The following is a 19,983-nucleotide window of genomic DNA, read 5'->3' as shown; positions in this document are numbered from 1 at the left end:
TTATTTATCTCCGCTCCAAAGTGCATTTTGTGGTGGCAGGTCAGGCTGACGCTCTTTCTTGTCTTGCTCTGCGAGTTTTTTCCAACGCTTCATTCCTTTGTGTGAACGCAGTTGTGGGTTGGCAATTTCATCGACCGCAAAGTTCAGTAAAGCCAAACCAGTAACGAGCAGAGTCAAAGCAATACAAGGAGCAAGCAGTTCCCACCAAGCGCCAATCAGCATAGAAGAGGACGTTTGAACGTTGTACAACATAATGCCCCAACTGATGGTGTTTGGATCGCCAAGACCAAGGAAGGAGATGGTGGCTTCCATCATGATGGCGTACATCACTGAACCGATGAAGCTAGCGCCAACGATGGAGATGAGGTTAGGTAGAATCTCAACGAAAATGATGCGCCATGATGATTCACCCAAGACTTCCGCCGCTCTGACAAATTCTTTTTCACGCAGTGCGAGGGTTTGTGAGCGTACGACCCTAGCGCCCCAAGCCCAGGAGGTGCAGCCAATGATGAGTGCAATGGTTAATGGGCCGGCCTCTCCAATAAATGCCGCGACCACGAATAAAAGAGGATATTGCGGTATCACCAGCATGATATTCATAGCGGCGGTTAGAATGTCATCGACCTTACCGCCAAAGTAACCGGCAGAAACACCAATCACAGTCGCAAGAAAACAGACGGTCATTCCTGCGCCAAAACCCACGGCGAGTGAGACTCGTGCGCCATACACCACTTGTGACCAAACATCGCGTCCCATACGAGAGGTGCCTAGCACATGGTCTTCACCTTTTGAGAGTAGTAAGGTGCGGCGGTCAGTCGCCAAGTTTTCAGCAATCCAGCCATTCGGATCTGCTTTAGCGGCTTTGACGACGAACGATGGGTACTCGTGTGGATTTCCGGTACGTTTATCTGGCGCATGTTTGGTGATCAGTGGCGCAGCAAGGGCGATGAATAAAAATAGGCCCAAAATAATGACACCGACCATGGCAACGGTATTGCCGCGAATGAGTTTAATGAGATCTTTCATGATTATTTACCTCCCTTGCGTAGGCGAGGGTCTAGTACGACATAAAGCATGTCCGCCAATAGGTTAAAGAACAGCATAAAGAGCGTCATAATCAGTAGCTGCCCTTGCAGAACTTGGTAATCACGAGCGTTGATCGCATTAAATAAAACGGTACCAAGGCCAGGATAGTTAAAGATAATTTCAATGATGAGCTGGCCACCGATAGCCATACCCAAAGACATCGATAGAGCGGTGACACTTGGCAATAAAGCATTACGAGCGGCGTACTGGAAAACCACACGGTTTTCGCTGAGCCCTTTCCCTTTCGCCATCGTGATGTAGTCTTCAGCGAGCAGGTTAATCATGTTGTTACGCATGTTGACGAGAAACCCACCGATTTGTACTAGAGATGCACAGACAAGAGGCAAGAAAGCGTGGTAGGCCACATCTTTAATGAATGTCCAACTTGTCCAATCTGGCATCGTACCAGCAGTGTAGGCATAACCCGTAGGGAACCATTGCAAGCCGATAGCAAAAGTAAACATAGCGATCATCGCAATAACCACTTGCGGAACGGCTTGTATAACCAACATCCCTGGGGTAATAAACGTATCGTAACGACTGCCTCGTTTCCATGCGGCAAAAATGCCCAGTAGAGAACCGATTGAGAACGAGATCACAACCGCAGTACCCGCTAGAAATAACGACCAACCAAATGCACTACCCAGTAATTCATTGACACTTAACGGATAGAACTTAATCGACGTGCCTAATTCCCAACTTAGAATGCTTTTTAAATAGGTCAAATACTGTACGGGTAACGGACCATCAACGAAACCGAGAAGCTGTTTCATCGCTTCGATTCGTTCTGGCGTTACTTGCGTTGTTGCGTTTGCGAACATCATGGTCACTGGGTCTCCAGGCATGGCTCGCGGAATAATGAAGTTCAATGTTGCTGCAACCAGCAACGCGATAAAATAAAATGACAAACGTCTTAAAAAATAACCCATAACTCACACCTTACTCACCCAGTTTTATCCTGTACCTGGTTTCAGGTCGCTCCTAGCGAAATTTAGAGCGAAAAATCCCCTAACGACGAGCGTTATACATTTGCTAGGTATTTAGGGGATTTTATTTAGCGGCGCACGAAGTACGCCGCAAGGAATGAACTTCTACTTACTTAACTGGTTTTAGGTCCAGTACGTGTAATAGACGCTCAGGGATACCAGCCCAAATGTTTGGACGACCCTTAGGATTTTCTTCGTTCCACCAGCCGCTAAAGCGTGCTGTGTTGTATTGGTACATGTAAGCACCTGACATTACAGGGATAGTCACTTGGTTTTCAGCAATGATTTTCTGAATTCCGTGAGCGATTTCTAGCTGCTCATTTTTATCCGCTGTTTTGTAGAAGCTGTCTAGCAAAGTATCTAGCTTATCGTTTTTGTAGAAGTGCATAGCAAAACGAGGCATACCTTCACCTTTCTGTAGTGCAGAGTTGTATGCACTGTTCCAGTATAGATGTGGATCCGCACCGTGGAAGTAGTTGGTGTAAGCGACGTCATAAGTACCTTCAAGCATTGCTTGGTTATAAACCGCAAACTCTGGAGTACGAGCACGTGCTTTGATGCCTACTTCGGCAAGCTGTTCAACGGCAAGTTGTACCGTGTTGTTGAAGTCAGTCCAGCCATTTGGTGATTGAACAAGTAGCTCAAAAGATTTACCTGATGGAGTATCAACAAAACCGTCTTTGTTCACGTCTTTGAAGCCCGCTTTAGCAAGCAGTTTTTTCGCGCCTTCAACGTTGTACGTGTTGTAGCCTTTGTACTTATTGTGGATGTTTTCATCAGACCAAGCTTGGAATGCATAACCTAAGCCTGAAGCGAAGTCATTAACGGTACCGCCGCCATAGAAAGCGATATCGATAATAGTTTGACGGTCAAGAGCCATAGAGAATGCGCGACGGAAATCAACGTTGCTTAGCGCTTCATTTTTTACTGCATCTGGGTTTTTGAAGTTAACCATAAATGCTTGTGTGCCTGATGGCGGATACCAGTAGTGGTGGCTAGGGCTTGCAGCGGCATAAGTACGGTCAATATCCGGAACGAATGAAGAGGTCCAATCGAGTTCAGAGTTAACAATTTTACCTAGCAATTGGTCATTGTTTGCAATTTGAGGTACACGCAAACAGTCAACCTCAAGGTTTGCAGCATCCCAGTAATTCGGGTTACGACATTGGATGTATAGCTGTGGAGTGAAGGTGTCGATTTCAGTAAACGGACCAGTACCTACAGGGTTTTCGTTGGTGAAAGTCGCTGGATCTTTCACATCTTTCCATACATGCTCAGCAACGATAGGAACTAACGAGATTTCATAAGGTACGTTTGAGTTAGCTTCACTTAAACGGAAACGGATTTGGTAGTCGTTCAGTTTTTCTACGCTCGTTACCCACTTGTTGATACCGCGTTGGTCGAGTTCAGGTTTATTTTTCAATAAGCCATAAGAGAACACGACATCATCCGCTGTAAATGCTTGACCATCTGACCATTTAACACCTTTACGGATATCAAAAGTAACACTCATTAGGTCATCAGACATTTTAAAGCCTTCAGCCAAACGCATAACGGGTGTATTACCATGCATTTCGTTGAAGATGACCAGTGGTTCATAGATGAAATCAGTGGTCGTACGTAGGTTTGTTGCTAGATACGGGTTAAAGTTACGTACCATTGTAGGGTAGAAATCAGGTACGATCGTTAGCTCACTGCGTGCGGCTGCTGGAGCTGAAAGGCTCGCTGCGGCGGCGATTACTGCAGCGGCTAGCGCTGTTTTTTTAATATTGGCAAGCATAGCTGTTCCTTACTATTTGCTTTCATTTCACTAATGGATATGAATGTCATCAATTGATAAACACTCTCCAAGGCCTACCTCATTGCGTGTTAACAAACCGGAGGAGTTGGTCAACATGAGTGGCCTGTAGACCTTTGGCAGGAGTAAGAAGACACCTTGGAGAGAAAATTATCAATTTGAATTCCCGTTAAAAACGTCAATTTGTAGAAAGTGATCGTTATAAACGTCAATTTACCATCTTTGGTTTGATTTTTACTCTCATTTAGGTCAGTGATCTGCCTCTCATACTCAATTCGATTAACTTATAGTTGTAAGCGCTCGCTATCTTTTTATCCCTTTATTTTTAATGTTTTTTTGTTTTTTTTGTATCATGAGATCTTGCTCACTTATAGTTTTATCGTTAATTTTTTTACTTAAATTAATTCTGCCGAATTGTTGTGATTCGGTTCGCAATCTGGATCTTTATTCATCTTCAATTGAAAATCTGCTGGTGAAATTGCCTAGAAATCAGTTTTTACTTCCAATTTTTATCATCATTTTGCCCCTTTTTTTCTATTGAGAAGTAAGGTTTGTAATACGCAGTGAATAAGGCGTACCAGAGTAATGGATGCTTGAGGTTAACATTGATTAAATTTAGCTAGTCATAACTCTGGATGCATCAATGGGGTGGTTGTCCCGTTGATGGTCATGGAAATATAGTGATAAAAAAGCCTGCAGAGTGCAGGCTTAATGGTGTTGATGTACTTAGAGTGATGAGGTCAGTAGCTTTTGCAATTTATCGCGCTGCGCTTCGATGTGAGAGCGTTCAGGGCCGTGCTCCTGACAATGATCAAGAATGTAATCTAACGAATTAAGAACGGTACGCCAGCGAGGTGTTTTAGGCAGTGTCTCGATACGTAAGTACTTGTCTAGTGTCCGAGTCTGTAATGTGCTTCTATCGAGATACACTCGCCATAGCCCACTCTGCTCTGCAAAGGTAAACTTGCTTTGGTTACTGACCCGTTCCCAGTAATCTAAAGCACTGGTCATTGCTTCAACCAGTACTTCGCGCATTAAATCTTGCTTAGATTGACTCTCTCCCGATACTTTGTCGGCGATACGTGTGAACTCGCCACCGAGTTCTTTGAGCTGCTGCAGTTTTTCTTTATCGCCTTCAAATGCGTAACTGGATAGCGCTTCAATAGCGGTTTCAAGGTTATTGATGCGCGCTGCATTGATGTTTCCACCCACGTTAAAGATGTACATAGCCTGCAACCCAGAGCCATCCGGTAGTCGTAACACATCAGCAGACATATGCTGACGTGTATCTTCGACATAGATATCGATATTACCGCAGTAATGCTCTTGCTCGACGACTAAGTATTTGGGAGCGATGAGTTCTTCCGCATTTGAGCGCTTTAGTTGTTCTTGGCTGCGCTTAAATAATCGAGCAGCCGCTTCGTTAGCAAAGCGGATTTTATGATCGTCTCGAATGCAAATAATGGCCTCAGGAGCGGATTCAAGCTGCTCTAGTAGACGGCCTTGGGTTTCCAATAAACTGGCCTCTACCATTGCTCTATGCTTCAGCTCTTGTTGCAGTTGGTTGTTCTCAATACGTCTTTGTTCAGCTTTGCTGGCCGTTAAATGCGCCGTAATACGTGCAGCGAGCTCTTGCTTATTAAAAGGTTTCGATAAGTAATCGTTCGCTCCCGCTGCAAAACCACGAACTCTATCGTCAGTTTGATTTAATGCCGTCAACATAATGATAGGTAGCTCGGCATGATCGTATGTTTCTCTTAACTTTTCACAGACTTGGTAGCCGCTTAATCCTGGCATCATAATGTCGAGCAGTAGAAGTTCCGGTTTTTCTTTTTCGACCGCGCTAATGACTTCATTGCCATCTTTAGCGGTGCGGACTTGATAGCCTTCTAAACGTAGGAAGCTGTCTAGGACACGCAGATTGACGGGTTCATCATCTGCTATCAGTAGCACTGGGCCTTCTTTATTTTCAGGTAGTGAATGCATTTCAGGCAGTTCAATGTCTGAAATGGTCGGAGATTGGAAATGGCCAGCTTCCATATAGCTTGTCGACTCAATTTCCGCTTTTGATGCTAATGGTAAGGTAAAGCTGAATGTCGTACCGACCATAGGTTGGCTACTGACATAAAGCGTTCCTTGCATTAATTCGATCAATTGACGGCTGATCGAAAGGCCCAAGCCTGCGCCTTGTCGATAACGACTAGCATCTTGTCCTGCTTGAATCAGTGGTTCGAAGATGTGTTCAAGTTGTTCAGCAGGAATGCCTTGCCCCGTATCGACAACTTGGACACGAATCTTGTCATCAACCACATTGGCTGAAATGACAATTTTCCCTTCAGTCGTATATTTAATGGCGTTTCCTACAAGGTTATAAAGCACTTGCTCTAATCGTTGTGGATCGGCAGAGACCCAAATGCATTCATCAGGGATTTGGTTTATTACGCGAATGGGCTTTTTGTTGAGTAGATGATTCGACAGCTCTAACACTAAGCGTGTTGCGCCGGATAGATCAACGGCACACTGTTTGATATCCAAGCTGCCATAGCGCATCTTATGGTAATCGAGTAAGTCATCGACCAAGTTTGTCAGCCGTTGTCCACTGCTGATGATTATGCCCAATTGATAACGGTGATCGGCGGTGATAGTGCCACTTGACCCAGAGATCAGTGCTTCTGCAATACCGACCATACCGTGCAGCGGTGTTCTTAATTCATGTGACGTTGTGGCTAGGAATTCATCTTTTAGTTTGTTAGCGAGATGCAACTCATCGTTCTGTTTGCGGATTAATTGAATGTTGCTTTCGAGCTCTTTATTTTGCGCTTTAATCAGCTGCATTTTTTCTCGGATTGAACGCTGCATACGTTCAAAACTCACTGCGAGTCGACCAATCTCATCTTTACGATCGGTATTGATAACATTTTCATCTAAATCCCCAGCTGAGACTTTTTCTGCCGCCCAAGTGAGCTTCAGTAGGGGAGAGGTAATAAAATTAGAGAGATAATGTGAAGCGATGACGACTAAAATAATCGCGGTTAGCATGGCGAAAATAAATAATTTCTCAAGCTGATGAACTCGCGCATAAGCCTCTTTTTCTGGTATCTCTACAACCAAAGCCCAATTGATATTTTTGTTTGCAACAGGTGCATAGGCGGCAATGGTTTTCTCATTCAATGTATTGGTGTAAGTACCAACGGCACTCAACCCAGAAAGCGCAAGATTGATCACTTTTTGACTAGTCTCGATTTCTTGCTGCGTATAAGAGAGTATTCGAGAATGATGATCTTGCCCGACGAGTAAAGTCCTTATTTGCGATGTCGCATTGGTGTCAGCAACGAGCTTTGTGATGCCATTGTTTGGTAGGCGGAACATGGCGTAGCTGTGCAGGTAGCCCTGTTGAATAATGGGCGCGCCAAGCCAAGCAACTGATTGCCCTTCTTGTTGTGAAAAATCAGAAATAATGACTGGTGTATATTCTTCATTGATTTTTCGTTGTTCGCCAACTTGCTGCTCTAACTGGCGGAATGTTTTACCCAGATTGCTATCTTTGTATTTTCCGGTCAGTAAATTCGTCCCATAGTTGTCGTGCTTATAAACGGAATAAACGACATCACCATCGAGATCCACCAGTAAAATATCGTCAAAATCAGAACGTTTAAGCAGTTCTAAATACGCCCAATGATAGCGTTTGTGCAGTAAGCGATACCGTTCACTGCCTACATAGCTGCTCGATTGTGGCAATATTGACGTTTTTATCTGATCACCAGAACCAGGAATATAACGCTGCTGGGCATGCTCACGAGCTTGATCAATATCCAGACCAAGTCTTTGGAACGCATTGACTAAGCCGTAAAAGCGCCCCCCACTAGCATAAGCTAACTCTGAACGGACAAACCCCATCACTTCTGATTCTTTGGCCGTGAGGTAATCGAGAACTTGCTGTTGCTTAGTGTCTCTGACTGACAATAAGTGAGACGTGCTTTGTTCTTGAAGATCTTTAGTGTGTGATTGCAGAAAAAAAATGGCAGTCACAGTTAAAGGCGTGATGCTCAAAACGAGAAAAGCCAGCATAAGGGTATTTTGCAGGCGCTTAAATTTTTGCTTACGAGAGAACCTAAACATAGAAAAAGGCATTACTTTCCGTGAGGCTTTAACGGCATGAGGTAGTCGTTAAAGTGAATGAAAAAAACAAAGAAAACCTAAAGTGACGAAATTAACGAGTTTTTTTACTTTGACAAGTAAGTCCTGTGGAAAGCGTGGTCACTAACGCAAAATTCGTAAAAATCATCCAGTTTAGTGACCAATTGAGAGTGGATTACACTTATTGTTGCGACTTTTGTAATGTTTTTTTTGCGTGGTAAATGATGAATTTGTTAGTCTTATTTAACACCTCGCAATGACCATAAGCCTGTTCAATCAGCGGGGTATATTTAAGAAAACTGTTGGCCACAATAAAAAGTTCGCCTTTCGCGGTTTGATGGCTTGGTGCGTTAGCCAGCAAAGCTTCTGTCGCACTATAGCTGGTCTCTAATCCGGAGTGGAAAGGGGGGTTTGAGACGATAAATTGATAATCTTTAGCGGTATCTGAGTAGACATCAGAGGCAAATACATTCCCTGATATGTTATTCGCTATCAAGGTTGCTTTGGTTGATTCAATCGCAAGCGCGCTGATATCGCACAGTTCAATCTCGATATCTGGGTTTAATGTGGCCATTACTGTACCCAACACACCAGCACCACAACCAAAGTCGAGAACTTTACCTCTTAGTTTAGGCAGTGTATCGAGTAACAGCTGGCTGCCGAGGTCAAACTCGCCATGACTAAATACGCCAGGTAAACTTTTTACAATCAGTGAGTGTTGCTGATACTGCACCTGATAAGTTTTGAACCAGTCTGCAATTTGGAAGCTTGGTGGCTGCTGAGTGCATTGCCCCCAATAGAACGAACAGCGTCGAGCTGAATCATACTTTTTAACCACCCCATAAGCTGCAAACATTTTTTCAATGCTTTTTATGCCCGAGCGGTTTTCACCCACGACCACAATCTCAGTCTCTTTGCCCAGTTTGGCCAACAGCATCGCAAGCAGATATTCAGCTTCCTGCTTCGCTTTGGGCCAGTAAAGCAGAATCATGTCAGCATCGGTTTCTTGCTCAAATTGAGCGCCAAAATGACATGTAATTTGCGAATAGGATTCAAGTTGGCGGTAGTAACCATAATGAGTGGTGAACACCGAAACAGAGCGACAATGATTAGCTAACTCTACAGGAAATAAATCCTCCGCTTCTCCAGCCACTAAAAGATGTTTTCCTTCGAAATAAGCAAGCTGACGCTGGGCAATTTGACTTGGTGCGGTGTAACTGGACATAGTAGGCTCTGCGCTAAAAAAGAGGGGCAGATTCTCGCACAGTCTGCCCCTTGCTTCTAGCTTGATCGTCAGTAAGTCAAAAGTTAGCTATTATCTTGTTGATTGAGAAAACCTTTAAACTCTTCCTCATAAATATTAAACAGCACCATAGTGATGGCAAAAATGAGTGGGCCGTAAATTAACCCAATCAGGCCAAACAGCTGAATACCACCGAGCAGAGAAAAGAAGATCATTAATGTGTTCATGCCCGCGCTCCCTTGCATTAAAAAGGGCCGCAATAAATTATCAATTGAGCCAACAATGATAACGCTCCAGAGGGCCAAGAATATGCCCCATGTGCTATCTCCGGTTAGAAAGAGATAAATAGTGGCTGGAATCCATATCAGAGCAGTACCGACAACCGGAATAAACGAAGCAAACCCCATCATGGTGCCCCAAAATAACCCAGGGAAACCGGCGAGCCACATACCAAACCCACCCGCAAAGCCTTGCGCTATTGCGGTTAAAAATGACCCCATGACAGCCGATTTGGAGACTTGCTCAATTTCGCAGAGCAACCTGTCTTCTTGACTACGCGACAATGGCAAGATGTGCCTAAGAGCGCTGATGAGCTTATCGTGATCACGGAGTAGGAAAAACAACACGAACAGCATTAAGAAGAAATCCATCAAAAAACTGGTCGCATCACCCAGCACTTTTGCGCTAATACTGACCAAGTTGGTGCCAAATGAACTGGCAAATTGCCCCACTTTTTGTGCGATTTGTTGTGGCTGAATTTCATCAAAGGGCAAATATTGATTCGCAATGGCGAGTCCTTTGACAATCCAAGGATGAGCAAAGGCGGTTTGAATGCCACCATGGGTGACCCATTGGTACATGTTCTGAGAAAATACCGACCCTTGCTGCACAATAGCAGCAAAGACAAACAGCAGTGGAATCACAATAATAAACGTCAAAATAATACACGAGAGAAACGAGGCGGTATTTTTGTATTTGGGGATTTTTCGTTCGAGCCACTCATGAATGGGAAACATCAATAACGAGATGATGAAAGCCATCACAATCGAGTTGATATAAGGTGCAATCAACAGATAACAAGCAATAGCCGCAGCGATAAGTGCCGCAATGAGCACCCAATGGCTAGAGGTGATTTTCACTTTTTCTGACACGTTGTTAATCCAACCTTGTAAAGTAATGGGGTTATAATGACTGCAAATCAGCGTGTTATCAATGAGGAACTGATGAGATGGGATGTTGTGATAATGATAAAGGGTGTCAAAACCAGCATAAAAAAAAGTTGAAGCTACCGTGGTTTGCCATCAGCATGATGGCGTTGGTCGTTTTAGTGATTTATTACTGGCAATGATAGCTTGCTTATTGAGTCTGAAATGAATAAAGGGCTGATTTACAGCCCTTTATAATTATGATGAGTCAGTCTAATGGTGCTTATTCCGCTTGAGCTGCCATCATCGCAAAACAGCGATCGGCCGCTTCTAATGTCGCTTCAATTTCTTTAGAGCCGTGCGCCAAAGAAGTAAAACTTGCTTCAAAAGCTGAAGGCGCTAAATAGACACCATGATCGAGCATCAAATGGAAGAAGCGCTTGAAACGTTCAACATCACATTTTGCGACTTCTTCATAACAGGTGACGCGTTCTTGATCGGTAAAAAAGAAGCCGAACATGCCACCAACTTGGTTGACCTGCAAAGGAATACCGTGTTTGTCTGCGAGTTCTTTGAATCCATCAGCCAATTGCTTTGTTTTGGCCGCGAGACGTTTTTCATTGCCTTCTTCTTTTAGAAGCGTCAAGCAGGCATAACCCGCAGCCATAGCCACAGGGTTACCTGATAGCGTGCCAGCTTGGTACACTGGACCCGTTGGAGCGATGTATTGCATCACATCACGGCGTCCACCAAAAGCGCCAACAGGCATACCACCGCCAATCACTTTCCCTAGCGTTGTTAAGTCTGGTTTGATGTTGTAGTAAGCCTGTGCACCACCTAGTGCAACACGAAAACCTGTCATTACTTCATCAAAGATCAGCAGAGCGCCTTCTTGGTCACAAATCTCACGTAAGCCTTCATGGAACCCTTCTACTGGTGGAATGCAGTTCATGTTGCCCGCGACAGGTTCGACGATAATGCAGGCTATTTGGTCTTTATTGGCCGCGAACAATTCACGTACAGATTCTAAATCATTAAAAGTGGCGGTCAGTGTATGTTTAGCAAAATCAGCAGGCACACCAGGAGAGCTTGGTTGGCCTAATGTTAAGGCGCCAGAGCCTGCTTTTACTAGCAAACTGTCCGCATGACCGTGATAGCAGCCTTCAAATTTTAAAATTTTATCGCGCCCAGTGAATCCACGAGCTAAACGAATGGCGCTCATCGTCGCTTCGGTACCGGAACTGACCATACGCAACTGTTCCATCGATGGAACCAGCTCAGAAACTAATTCCGCCATATCGATTTCCATCTCGGTCGGCGCACCAAAACTGAGACCGCGCTGCGCTGCGCCTATCACGGCTTCACGAATGACCGCATGGTTGTGGCCTAGTATCATTGGCCCCCAAGAGCCGACATAATCAATATAAGCTTTGCCATCAGCATCAAAAATCAACGGGCCGTCTGCGCGGTCGATAAAAATCGGCGAGCCACCAACTCCGTTAAAAGCACGTACAGGAGAGTTAACTCCACCGGGGATTGCACGTTGTGCCTTTTGATAAAGCTCTGCTGATTTGGTCATGGATTTATCCTCTTCTGCTTGTTCGGACCAGTTGGTGTCGCATTGTATACCCAAACACACCAAAGACACTTTTTTTCACTCATTTTCTGAGCTCATTCACAGCCAAATAAGCGCTGTATAGTGTACAACTCACGCGACAGTGAGTGTTTTTTCAGTGCATAATGCCTCGATAGTTGGAGTTTTAGCTTAAGTGACGGTGAATACTTGAACGAATAGGTCAGGTATTAGATAATCATTGCATTATTAAAAAAGAATCACCTTTACAGGCATAAGTTAAGCATAATAAGTCTGACAGGTATTAACACGAGTGAGAGAGGCTATCGTGAGTGAAGTAAATGTACCATTGTCATTTTCTGATACTGCAGCACAACGCGTAAAAATGTTGATTGCTGAAGAAGAGAATCCAGCGCTAAAACTGCGCGTTTATATTACTGGTGGTGGTTGTAGCGGTTTTCAATATGGGTTTACCTTTGATGAAAATGTAAACGATGGCGATACCACAATAGTTAATAGTGGCGTGACGTTAGTGGTTGACCCGATGAGCTTACAATATTTGATAGGTGGCATTGTCGATTACACAGAAGGCCTAGAAGGCTCTCGTTTTTTTGTCAATAATCCTAATGCAACAACAACATGCGGTTGTGGTGCATCATTTAGTGTTTAACTAAAAAAGGTTCGATGCACAATTAATCTACTGTAGCTAATTAAGCTTAATAGCCCTACGTATTTGGATGTTATGTAGGGCTTTGCCTTAACCTTAAGAAGGCAAGAACATAATAAAGGATTATTTATGCCTGATACCAAAATCAGCCGTTCATCTATTGGCCGCTTTTTTTCGCAACGACCTTGGCTACTCTCGACGATTTTTATTCTACTTCTCTGTTTTTGGTTAGGTTTTGGGGCATTGAAAGCGGAAGAGCCCCGGCAAACTACCAATGACACCATTCCTTTTGCGAAAGTGATTTACCAATCTTTTGAGGCTGAATTGACCGATAAGCATATCGATCTTTACGGTCGGACCGCACCTAATCGTCAAGCTAAAATTGGTGCTGAAATCGCAGGGAAAATTACTCAGATATCGATAGCAAAAGGGCAGCCTGTCAATAAAGGACAACAGATCGTCTTAATTGATCAAGCTGATCTAGCGGCTCAATTAGAGAGTGCGCAAGCTTTGTTTAAACTCAAACAAAAAGAATTCAGTGCCGCTGAGTCGTTAAAAAATCGAGGTTTGCAAGGCGAAGTGGCCTTTGCTTCGGCGCAAGCCGCTTTGGCGGAAGCCAGCGCTGTACAGAGCCGCGCTCAATTGGCTTTGCGTAATACGTCAGTTGTGGCTCCTTTCGATGGCATTGTTCAAGACATATTGATAGAAAAAGGCGATTTTGTCGGAGTGGGTGACCCGATGGTCACCTTTATTGATCTCAGTAAATTAGTGATAGAAGCGGATGTCAGCGAACGGCACATCCAAAAAATCAAACAAAACCAAACCGCTCGCATACGTTTTATTGATGGCACTATCATCGATGGTAAAGTCCGCTATATCTCTCGTGTTTCATCGCCTGCCACCAATACGTTTGCGATTGAAGTCGAGTTTGACAATCCCAATCAGTCTATCCCTGCGGGTGTGAGCGCTGAAGTTGAGATGAGTTTGGAAACGCAACTGGCGGTGAAAATCACGCCCGCCATGCTCGCGCTTGATGATCAAGGAAATTTAGGCGTTAAAACTCTGCAGCAAGATCGTGTTCGTTTTATACCGATAACATTGGTAAAAGCCGAACAGGATGGCGTGTGGCTAACTGGGCTAGGGGAGACGGTGGATATTATCACCGTTGGGCAAGGTTTTGTTCGAGATGGTGATCAGGTGATTGCGGTCAAGAAACCTAACCACTCAGCGCAGTAGGGGGCTTTATGTTTTCCATTATTGATGCGGCGCTATCTCGTTCGCGCACCATGTTATCGCTGCTGATTTTTATCTTGTTTGCTGGTGTGGCGACTTACTTGTCGATCCCTAAAGAATCGAGCCCCGACATTACCATTCCTATCATTTATGTCTCTGTCAGCCATCAAGGTATATCACCGAGTGACGCTGAACGCCTTATCGTACGCCCGCTAGAGCAAGAAATGCGCTCTATTGAAGGGGTAAAAGAGATGACGTCAAATGCCTCTGAAGGTCATGCTTCTGTTGTCTTGGAATTTAATGTTGGCGTCAATCTTGATAAAGCGATGGCAGATGTCCGAGATGCGGTTGATTTGGCTGAACCAAAATTACCAGCAGACAGCGATGAGCCGACTGTGAACGAAGTGACATTCGCATCAGAGCAACCGATATTATCAGTGGTGCTTTATGGCACTTTACCAGAACGAGCTATTGTACAAATTGCAAGGCAGTTGAGAGACAAATTAGAAAGCTACCGACAAGTATTAGAAGTTGATATTGCTGGCGATCGCGAAGATATTGTTGAGATCATCGTCGATCCCTTATTGATGGAAAGTTACGGGCTCGATCAAGGCGATATCTATAATTTAATCGCGCTGAATAATAAAGTCGTTGCGGCGGGTTTTGTCGATACGGGCTACGGACGTTTTTCCGTAAAGGTTCCTTCTGTCTTTGAATCCTTGAAAGATGTATTAGAGCTTCCGGTGAAGGTTGATGGTAAGCAAGTAATCACTTTTGGTGATATCGCGACCGTCAGACGGGCATTTCGAGACCCTGAAAGCTTTGCTCGTTTAGATGGTAAATCGGCGGTGGTGTTAGATGTTAAAAAGCGTGCAGGTGAAAACATTATCGAAACCGTTGAGCTGGTAAAAACGGTGATGACAGAGGCGCAAAAACGGGAAGATTGGCCAAGTAATCTATTGGTCAAATACACGTGGGATGAGTCGAAAGACGTTGAGATCATGCTCAACGATCTGCAGAACAATATCCTATCGGCAATCATCTTAGTTGTAATTGTGATTATTGCTATTTTGGGAATGAGGACCGCCTTGCTGGTTGGAATTTCGATTCCGGGTTCATTTCTAACTGGGCTGTTAGTGTTGTCTGTATTTGGTTTGACCGTCAATATTATCGTGTTATTTGCTCTGATTATGGCGGTTGGCATGCTGGTTGATGGAGCCATAGTGGTAACTGAGTTTGCTGATCGGCGCATGCAAGAAGGTGTGCCGCGTAAAGAAGCGTATCGAGATGCAGCAAAACGGATGGCATGGCCGATTACCGCATCAACTGCTACTACTTTAGCTGCTTTTGCCCCTCTGCTTTTTTGGCCGGACATCACGGGTGAGTTTATGAAGTACTTGCCCCTCACGCTTATCGCTACTCTTGCCGCATCGCTGATCATGGCATTGCTTTTTGTACCAGTGTTGGGAGGTTTAATTGGCCGACCGCAACATGCTTCGGCTGCCAGTCAAGCACGGATGATTGCTTTACATGAAGGTGATTTTTCCCAAGCGACGGGCATCACCAAGCTCTATTATCACACGTTGGCCATTGCGATTCGTCACCCACTTAAAATACTGTTCAGTGCGATAGTGCTCGCGATTGTGATTGGCTTTGCTTATGCCAAAGCAGGGCTCGGTGCCGAATTCTTCCCAGAGGTGGATCCGCCTTATTTCACCGTTAAAGTTCGTTCTTATGGCGATCTTTCCATCCAAGAAAAAGACACCTTAATGCGAGAAATTGAGCAGGTGATGCTTGGCCATGAGGAATTTGAGAGCGTCTATACTCGAACGGGGGGAGAGGATGAAATTGGCCAGATTCAAATTACCCCTGTTGATTGGCAATATCGCCGCACCGTCAAAGCGATTATTGAAGAGCTTAAAAGCACCACGGATCAGTTTTCAGGGGTGGAAATCGAGTATAAATTTCCAGATGCAGGGCCACCTGTTGAGCATGATCTGGTGATTGAAATGTCGGCGCGTACTCCTGAAAATCTTAATGAGGCCGCTAAAATGGTCAGAAAGTGGGCTGATAACAATCCCGCGTTGACTAATATCAGTGACACCTCAAATAAAGAAGGAATTGACTGGCGAATTGATATTCGACGTGATGATGCCTCTCGATTTTCAGCCGATGCGACATTGGTAGGTAACACAGTGCAATTTGTGACTAATGGACTAAAAATTGGTGACTACTTGCCTGATGATGCAAACGAAGAGGTCGATATTCTGGTTCGGTACCCAGAGGATAAACGAGATATTGGTCGATTTGATCAGTTGCGGGTCAACACACCCGCAGGTCTGGTGCCGATAACCAATTTTGCGCAGATAAAACCGGATCACAAACAAGATACGATCAAACGGATTGATGGCCTACGGGTTATCGATATTATGGCGGATCTAAAGGAAGGGTATAATCTGGCCCTTGAATTGCCGAAAGTTACTCAAGCATTGTCGGAACTGAATTTACCTAGTGGGGTGGAGTTTAAATTACGAGGGCAAAATGAAGAGCAGGAACATTCCTCAGAATTTCTAAAAAATGCCTTTTTGATTGCGCTGGTGGTTATGGGGTTAATTCTGGTTACGCAATTTAATAGTTTTTACCAAGCATTCCTCATTTTAAGTGCAGTACTGTTTTCAACGGTCGGAGTATTTGCAGGTCTGCTGATTTTCCAAAAACCTTTCGGCATTATTATGTCAGGTATTGGGGTCATCGCCTTGGCCGGCATCGTGGTGAATAACAATATCGTATTGATAGATACTTATAACCAACTGATACGCAGAGGCTTGTCAAAACAAGAGGCCATTTTACGCACTGGTGTTCAGCGTTTAAGGCCCGTTTTATTGACCACAGTGACGACTATTTTAGGGTTATTGCCAATGGTACTGGAGATGAACATCGACTTGATTAACCAGAAAATTGAGTTTGGTGCTCCCAGCACGCAATGGTGGTCACAACTCGCCACGGCCGTTGCGGGAGGCCTTGCTTTTGCCACTGTCTTAACGTTAGTGCTGACGCCTTGCTTGTTGATGTTGGGGCGTAAGGAACCACCACCTATTCTCGAAGAGTAATCTGCTCAATCTTACACAATGAGGCCCACATTATTGGTGGGCCTTTTTTTATTATTTATTGGCATAGAGTAATTGGCTATAGCGTTCTAGCTTCCCAAGCCTAATTTGAGCATTGGCGATAAAGGTGGTTTTTGCTTGGCCCGTTAAGGATTTAGATTGCGGTAAAGAGACCGTTCTTGGGTTTTTGTGTACACCGTTGACCAAAAATTCATAGTGGAGATGAGGGCCGGTAACTCTTCCTGTCCCTCCTAAAGTACCAATCGTTTGTCCTTGTTTGACTCGTTGACCAGTTTTGACCATACGTCGTTGTAAGTGTAGGTATTTGGTAATGTAGGTGTTGCTGTGACGAATAAACACATAATTACCATTAAATTGGTTGTAACTTGATTTCTCAACCACACCATCGCCGGCTGCCCAAATTGGGGTACCAACTGGCGCGGCGTAATCGGTTCCTCTGTGTGCGGTGACTTTTCCTGTGACGGGGTGGCGACGGACAGGATTGAAATTCGATGTCACGCGACGAAAATCGATCGGCGAGCGTAAAAAGGCCTTTTTCATGGCCCGGCCATTTTCGTCATAGTAATTGCCTGTTGTATCGTCCAATATTGCTGTGAACGTCGTACCTTGGTTGGTAAAGGCGGCGGCAATGATATTTCCGCGGCCAATTACCTCACCTTCCACCACCTTTTCTTGGAATAGCAGCTTAAATTGGTCACCTTCACGAATATCTAACGCAAAATCCACATCCCAACCAAATATACCCGCTAACTCCATGATTTGGTTTGCCGTTAAACCCGCGCTTATCCCCGCATTCCAAAAATTTGAAGTAATGATCGCTTCGGCATAGTTGTACTGGAACATCAGCTCTTTTTTATCAAACTCAGAAGTAAAGCCATCGCCCGATTTAGTGATACGAAAGGTTTCAAAGGCGCTAATAATGCGATTGAGTTGAACAAGTTCATTATTTTCATCAAAGCCAAATTGCAGCTCATCTCCTGGCTTAAGTCGTGAAAGCTGGCTGTCAATATCACGATTTGTTGCCGTGAGTTGATAGAGTAAGCGAGCCGAAAGCCCAATTCGCTGAAATAATACGGCGGCACTTTCCCCCGATTTAACTTGATAAGTTTCCCAACGCAGCATGGTGGAAGGCGAGATAGATATTCCCGGAGAGAGTGCTTCGGCGTTAATGGTTAATGGATAATGACGACCAATTTCTAGACGATTCGGATCCTGAGCGAGATCTTCAGGGTTTGGTAGAAATAGCAGCGCGAAAACCATGAGTGCGCTTAAAAAGGCGATGAGGATTCGATGCACCCAAGGGAGACGAGCGAAAATTGAAAGCATATTTAGGTTCGTTTAGTAAATTATAAAGAAATTAGCCGGTTCGTTAGTCTAACTGGTTTCAAAAAGCATCGCTATTCAAGTAAGATGTTCAACTATTAAATTTTGCCAAATCTGTAGGAGTGAACAAGAATGGCGAGTATTGAAGCGGCTTTAGCTGAAATTAAACGCGGCGTTGAAGAGCTAATCCCAGAAGATGAATTGATCGCGAAACTGAAAGAAAACCGTCCACTGCGCATTAAATTAGGTGCTGATCCAACGGCTCCAGATATCCATCTTGGACATACGGTGATCCTCAATAAATTACGTGCATTTCAAGATTTGGGCCATGAAGTCACCTTTTTGATTGGTGATTTCACGGGTATGGTTGGTGACCCAAGCGGTAAAAATACCACGCGTCCACCGCTCACTCGTGACGATGTTTTGCGTAATGCTGAAACCTATAAGACACAAGTGTTTAAGATTCTTGATCCGGCTAAAACGAAAATTCAGTTTAACTCTGAATGGTTGTCTCTATTGGGCGCGGAAGGCATGATCCGTCTTGCATCGAACCAAACGGTGGCTCGCATGCTAGAGCGCGATGATTTCAAAAAGCGCTACGCTAATGGTCAGCCTATTGCCATCCATGAATTCATGTATCCACTCCTACAGGGTTATGATTCAGTCGCAATGGAGACAGATGTTGAGCTTGGTGGTACTGACCAAAAATTCAACCTATTGATGGGCCGTGAACTGCAAAAAGCACATGGTCAAAAACCACAAGTTGTCTTGATGATGCCACTGCTTGTTGGTTTGGATGGCGAGAAAAAAATGTCCAAATCAGCGCACAACTACATTGGTGTCAGTGAATCGCCAAGTGAAATGTTTGGCAAAATCATGTCGATCTCTGACACATTAATGTGGAGCTACTACGAGTTGCTTTCTTTCCGTCCATTGGAAGAAGTCGCACAGTTCAAAGCTGATGTTGAAAATGGCACAAACCCACGCGATCTCAAAATCTTACTGGCGAAAGAGATCATTGCACGTTTTCACTCTAAAGAAGAGGCGGATGCGGCTGAGCAAGAGTTCATCAACCGCTTCCAAAAAGGTGCGATGCCAGAAGAGATGCCAGAATTTGAATTTGCAGCGGGTATTGCTATCACTAACCTGCTCAAAGAGGCGGGTTTAGTGGCTTCAACGTCTGATGCGATGCGAATGATCAAGCAAGGCGGTGCCAAACAAGATGGCGAAAAAATCGACGACAGCAAAAATGTACCAGCCGCGGGGACTTATGTTTACCAAGTCGGCAAGCGTAAGTTCGCACGAGTTACTGTAAAGTAAAAATCACAGTAAAGTGAACCGTCTATTCATCAAAGCGTCTAAGGGCGCTTTTTTGCTGGGTCTGATCTTGGCATATTAATTAGCCATTAAATCTCCAATCTGAATGGTGGTTTTTTGTGATTGAGTATGGTTGAAATTGAAACGCATTAGATGCAAAGATCAGAGTGTATTTCGCCAAAGGCTTTGGTACAATTTGCGCACTGCTAATTGAGCAGTACTTTCGGAGATTTTTATGAACAATACCGACCATCCCCCTAGTATGAAGGGAGAAAAATAACCGCTTTCGGTATTGGCGATCTTCGCTCCTACCCTCAGTGGTAGGGCTTATCTTTTCTGATTTACAC

At 44.4% G+C, this 19,983-nt stretch carries 12 protein-coding genes; 4 read left to right on the top strand and 8 right to left on the bottom strand.

Annotation, left to right across the window (positions count from 1 at the left end):
* The 7 genes from AACU59_RS05840 to hemL all read right to left on the bottom strand — a co-directional run bounded on the left by AACU59_RS05840 (position 1) and on the right by hemL (position 11,974).
* Positions 1-1,026 (bottom strand): ABC transporter permease, encoded by a 1,026-nt coding sequence (locus AACU59_RS05840; protein WP_013857641.1) that lies wholly within the window; start codon positions 1,024-1,026, stop codon positions 1-3.
* Between the two features lie 2 nt (positions 1,027-1,028).
* Positions 1,029-2,015, bottom strand: coding sequence for an ABC transporter permease (locus AACU59_RS05835; RefSeq protein ID WP_013857640.1), 987 nt, complete (start codon positions 2,013-2,015; stop codon positions 1,029-1,031).
* Positions 2,016-2,181: 166 nt separating this feature from the next.
* Positions 2,182-3,852: an ABC transporter substrate-binding protein gene (locus AACU59_RS05830; protein ID WP_013857639.1), complete on the bottom strand. Its 1,671-nt coding sequence runs from the start codon at positions 3,850-3,852 to the stop codon at positions 2,182-2,184.
* Positions 3,853-4,596: 744 nt separating this feature from the next.
* Positions 4,597-7,989, bottom strand: coding sequence for a response regulator (locus tag AACU59_RS05825; RefSeq protein WP_026028236.1), 3,393 nt, complete (start codon positions 7,987-7,989; stop codon positions 4,597-4,599).
* Between the two features lie 199 nt (positions 7,990-8,188).
* Positions 8,189-9,232 (bottom strand): 16S rRNA (guanine(1207)-N(2))-methyltransferase RsmC, encoded by a 1,044-nt coding sequence (gene rsmC, locus AACU59_RS05820; RefSeq protein ID WP_094145341.1) that lies wholly within the window; start codon positions 9,230-9,232, stop codon positions 8,189-8,191.
* Positions 9,233-9,315: 83 nt separating this feature from the next.
* Positions 9,316-10,401 (bottom strand): AI-2E family transporter, encoded by a 1,086-nt coding sequence (locus AACU59_RS05815; protein ID WP_094145339.1) that lies wholly within the window; start codon positions 10,399-10,401, stop codon positions 9,316-9,318.
* Between the two features lie 277 nt (positions 10,402-10,678).
* Entirely contained in the window at positions 10,679-11,974 is a 1,296-nt protein-coding gene (hemL, locus tag AACU59_RS05810) for a glutamate-1-semialdehyde 2,1-aminomutase (RefSeq protein WP_094145338.1), read from the bottom strand.
* 322 nt (positions 11,975-12,296) lie between these two features.
* On the opposite strand from hemL, the gene erpA reads away from it, so the two are divergent.
* The 3 genes from erpA (at position 12,297) to AACU59_RS05795 (ending at position 16,978) form a co-directional block, all read left to right on the top strand.
* Positions 12,297-12,638 (top strand): iron-sulfur cluster insertion protein ErpA, encoded by a 342-nt coding sequence (gene erpA / locus AACU59_RS05805; RefSeq protein ID WP_026027518.1) that lies wholly within the window; start codon positions 12,297-12,299, stop codon positions 12,636-12,638.
* Between the two features lie 126 nt (positions 12,639-12,764).
* A complete protein-coding gene (locus tag AACU59_RS05800) occupies positions 12,765-13,871 on the top strand; it encodes an efflux RND transporter periplasmic adaptor subunit (protein ID WP_094145337.1) in 1,107 nt (368 codons plus the stop codon).
* Between the two features lie 8 nt (positions 13,872-13,879).
* Positions 13,880-16,978 (top strand): efflux RND transporter permease subunit, encoded by a 3,099-nt coding sequence (locus AACU59_RS05795; protein ID WP_094145335.1) that lies wholly within the window; start codon positions 13,880-13,882, stop codon positions 16,976-16,978.
* 51 nt (positions 16,979-17,029) lie between these two features.
* Here AACU59_RS05795 and AACU59_RS05790 read toward each other — a convergent pair whose 3' ends face one another.
* Positions 17,030-18,322 (bottom strand): peptidoglycan DD-metalloendopeptidase family protein, encoded by a 1,293-nt coding sequence (locus tag AACU59_RS05790; protein WP_094144407.1) that lies wholly within the window; start codon positions 18,320-18,322, stop codon positions 17,030-17,032.
* Positions 18,323-18,451: 129 nt separating this feature from the next.
* On the opposite strand from AACU59_RS05790, the gene tyrS reads away from it, so the two are divergent.
* Positions 18,452-19,639: a tyrosine--tRNA ligase gene (gene tyrS / locus AACU59_RS05785; protein ID WP_013857629.1), complete on the top strand. Its 1,188-nt coding sequence runs from the start codon at positions 18,452-18,454 to the stop codon at positions 19,637-19,639.
* The last annotated feature ends 344 nt before the right edge of the window (positions 19,640-19,983 follow it).

This window comes from Vibrio sp. V23_P3S9T160 (assembly GCF_963886625.1).
Classification (GTDB): domain Bacteria; phylum Pseudomonadota; class Gammaproteobacteria; order Enterobacterales; family Vibrionaceae; genus Vibrio; species Vibrio anguillarum.
The sequence above is the reverse complement of the archived record's forward strand: the minus strand, read 5'-3'. Positions and strand labels throughout refer to the sequence as shown.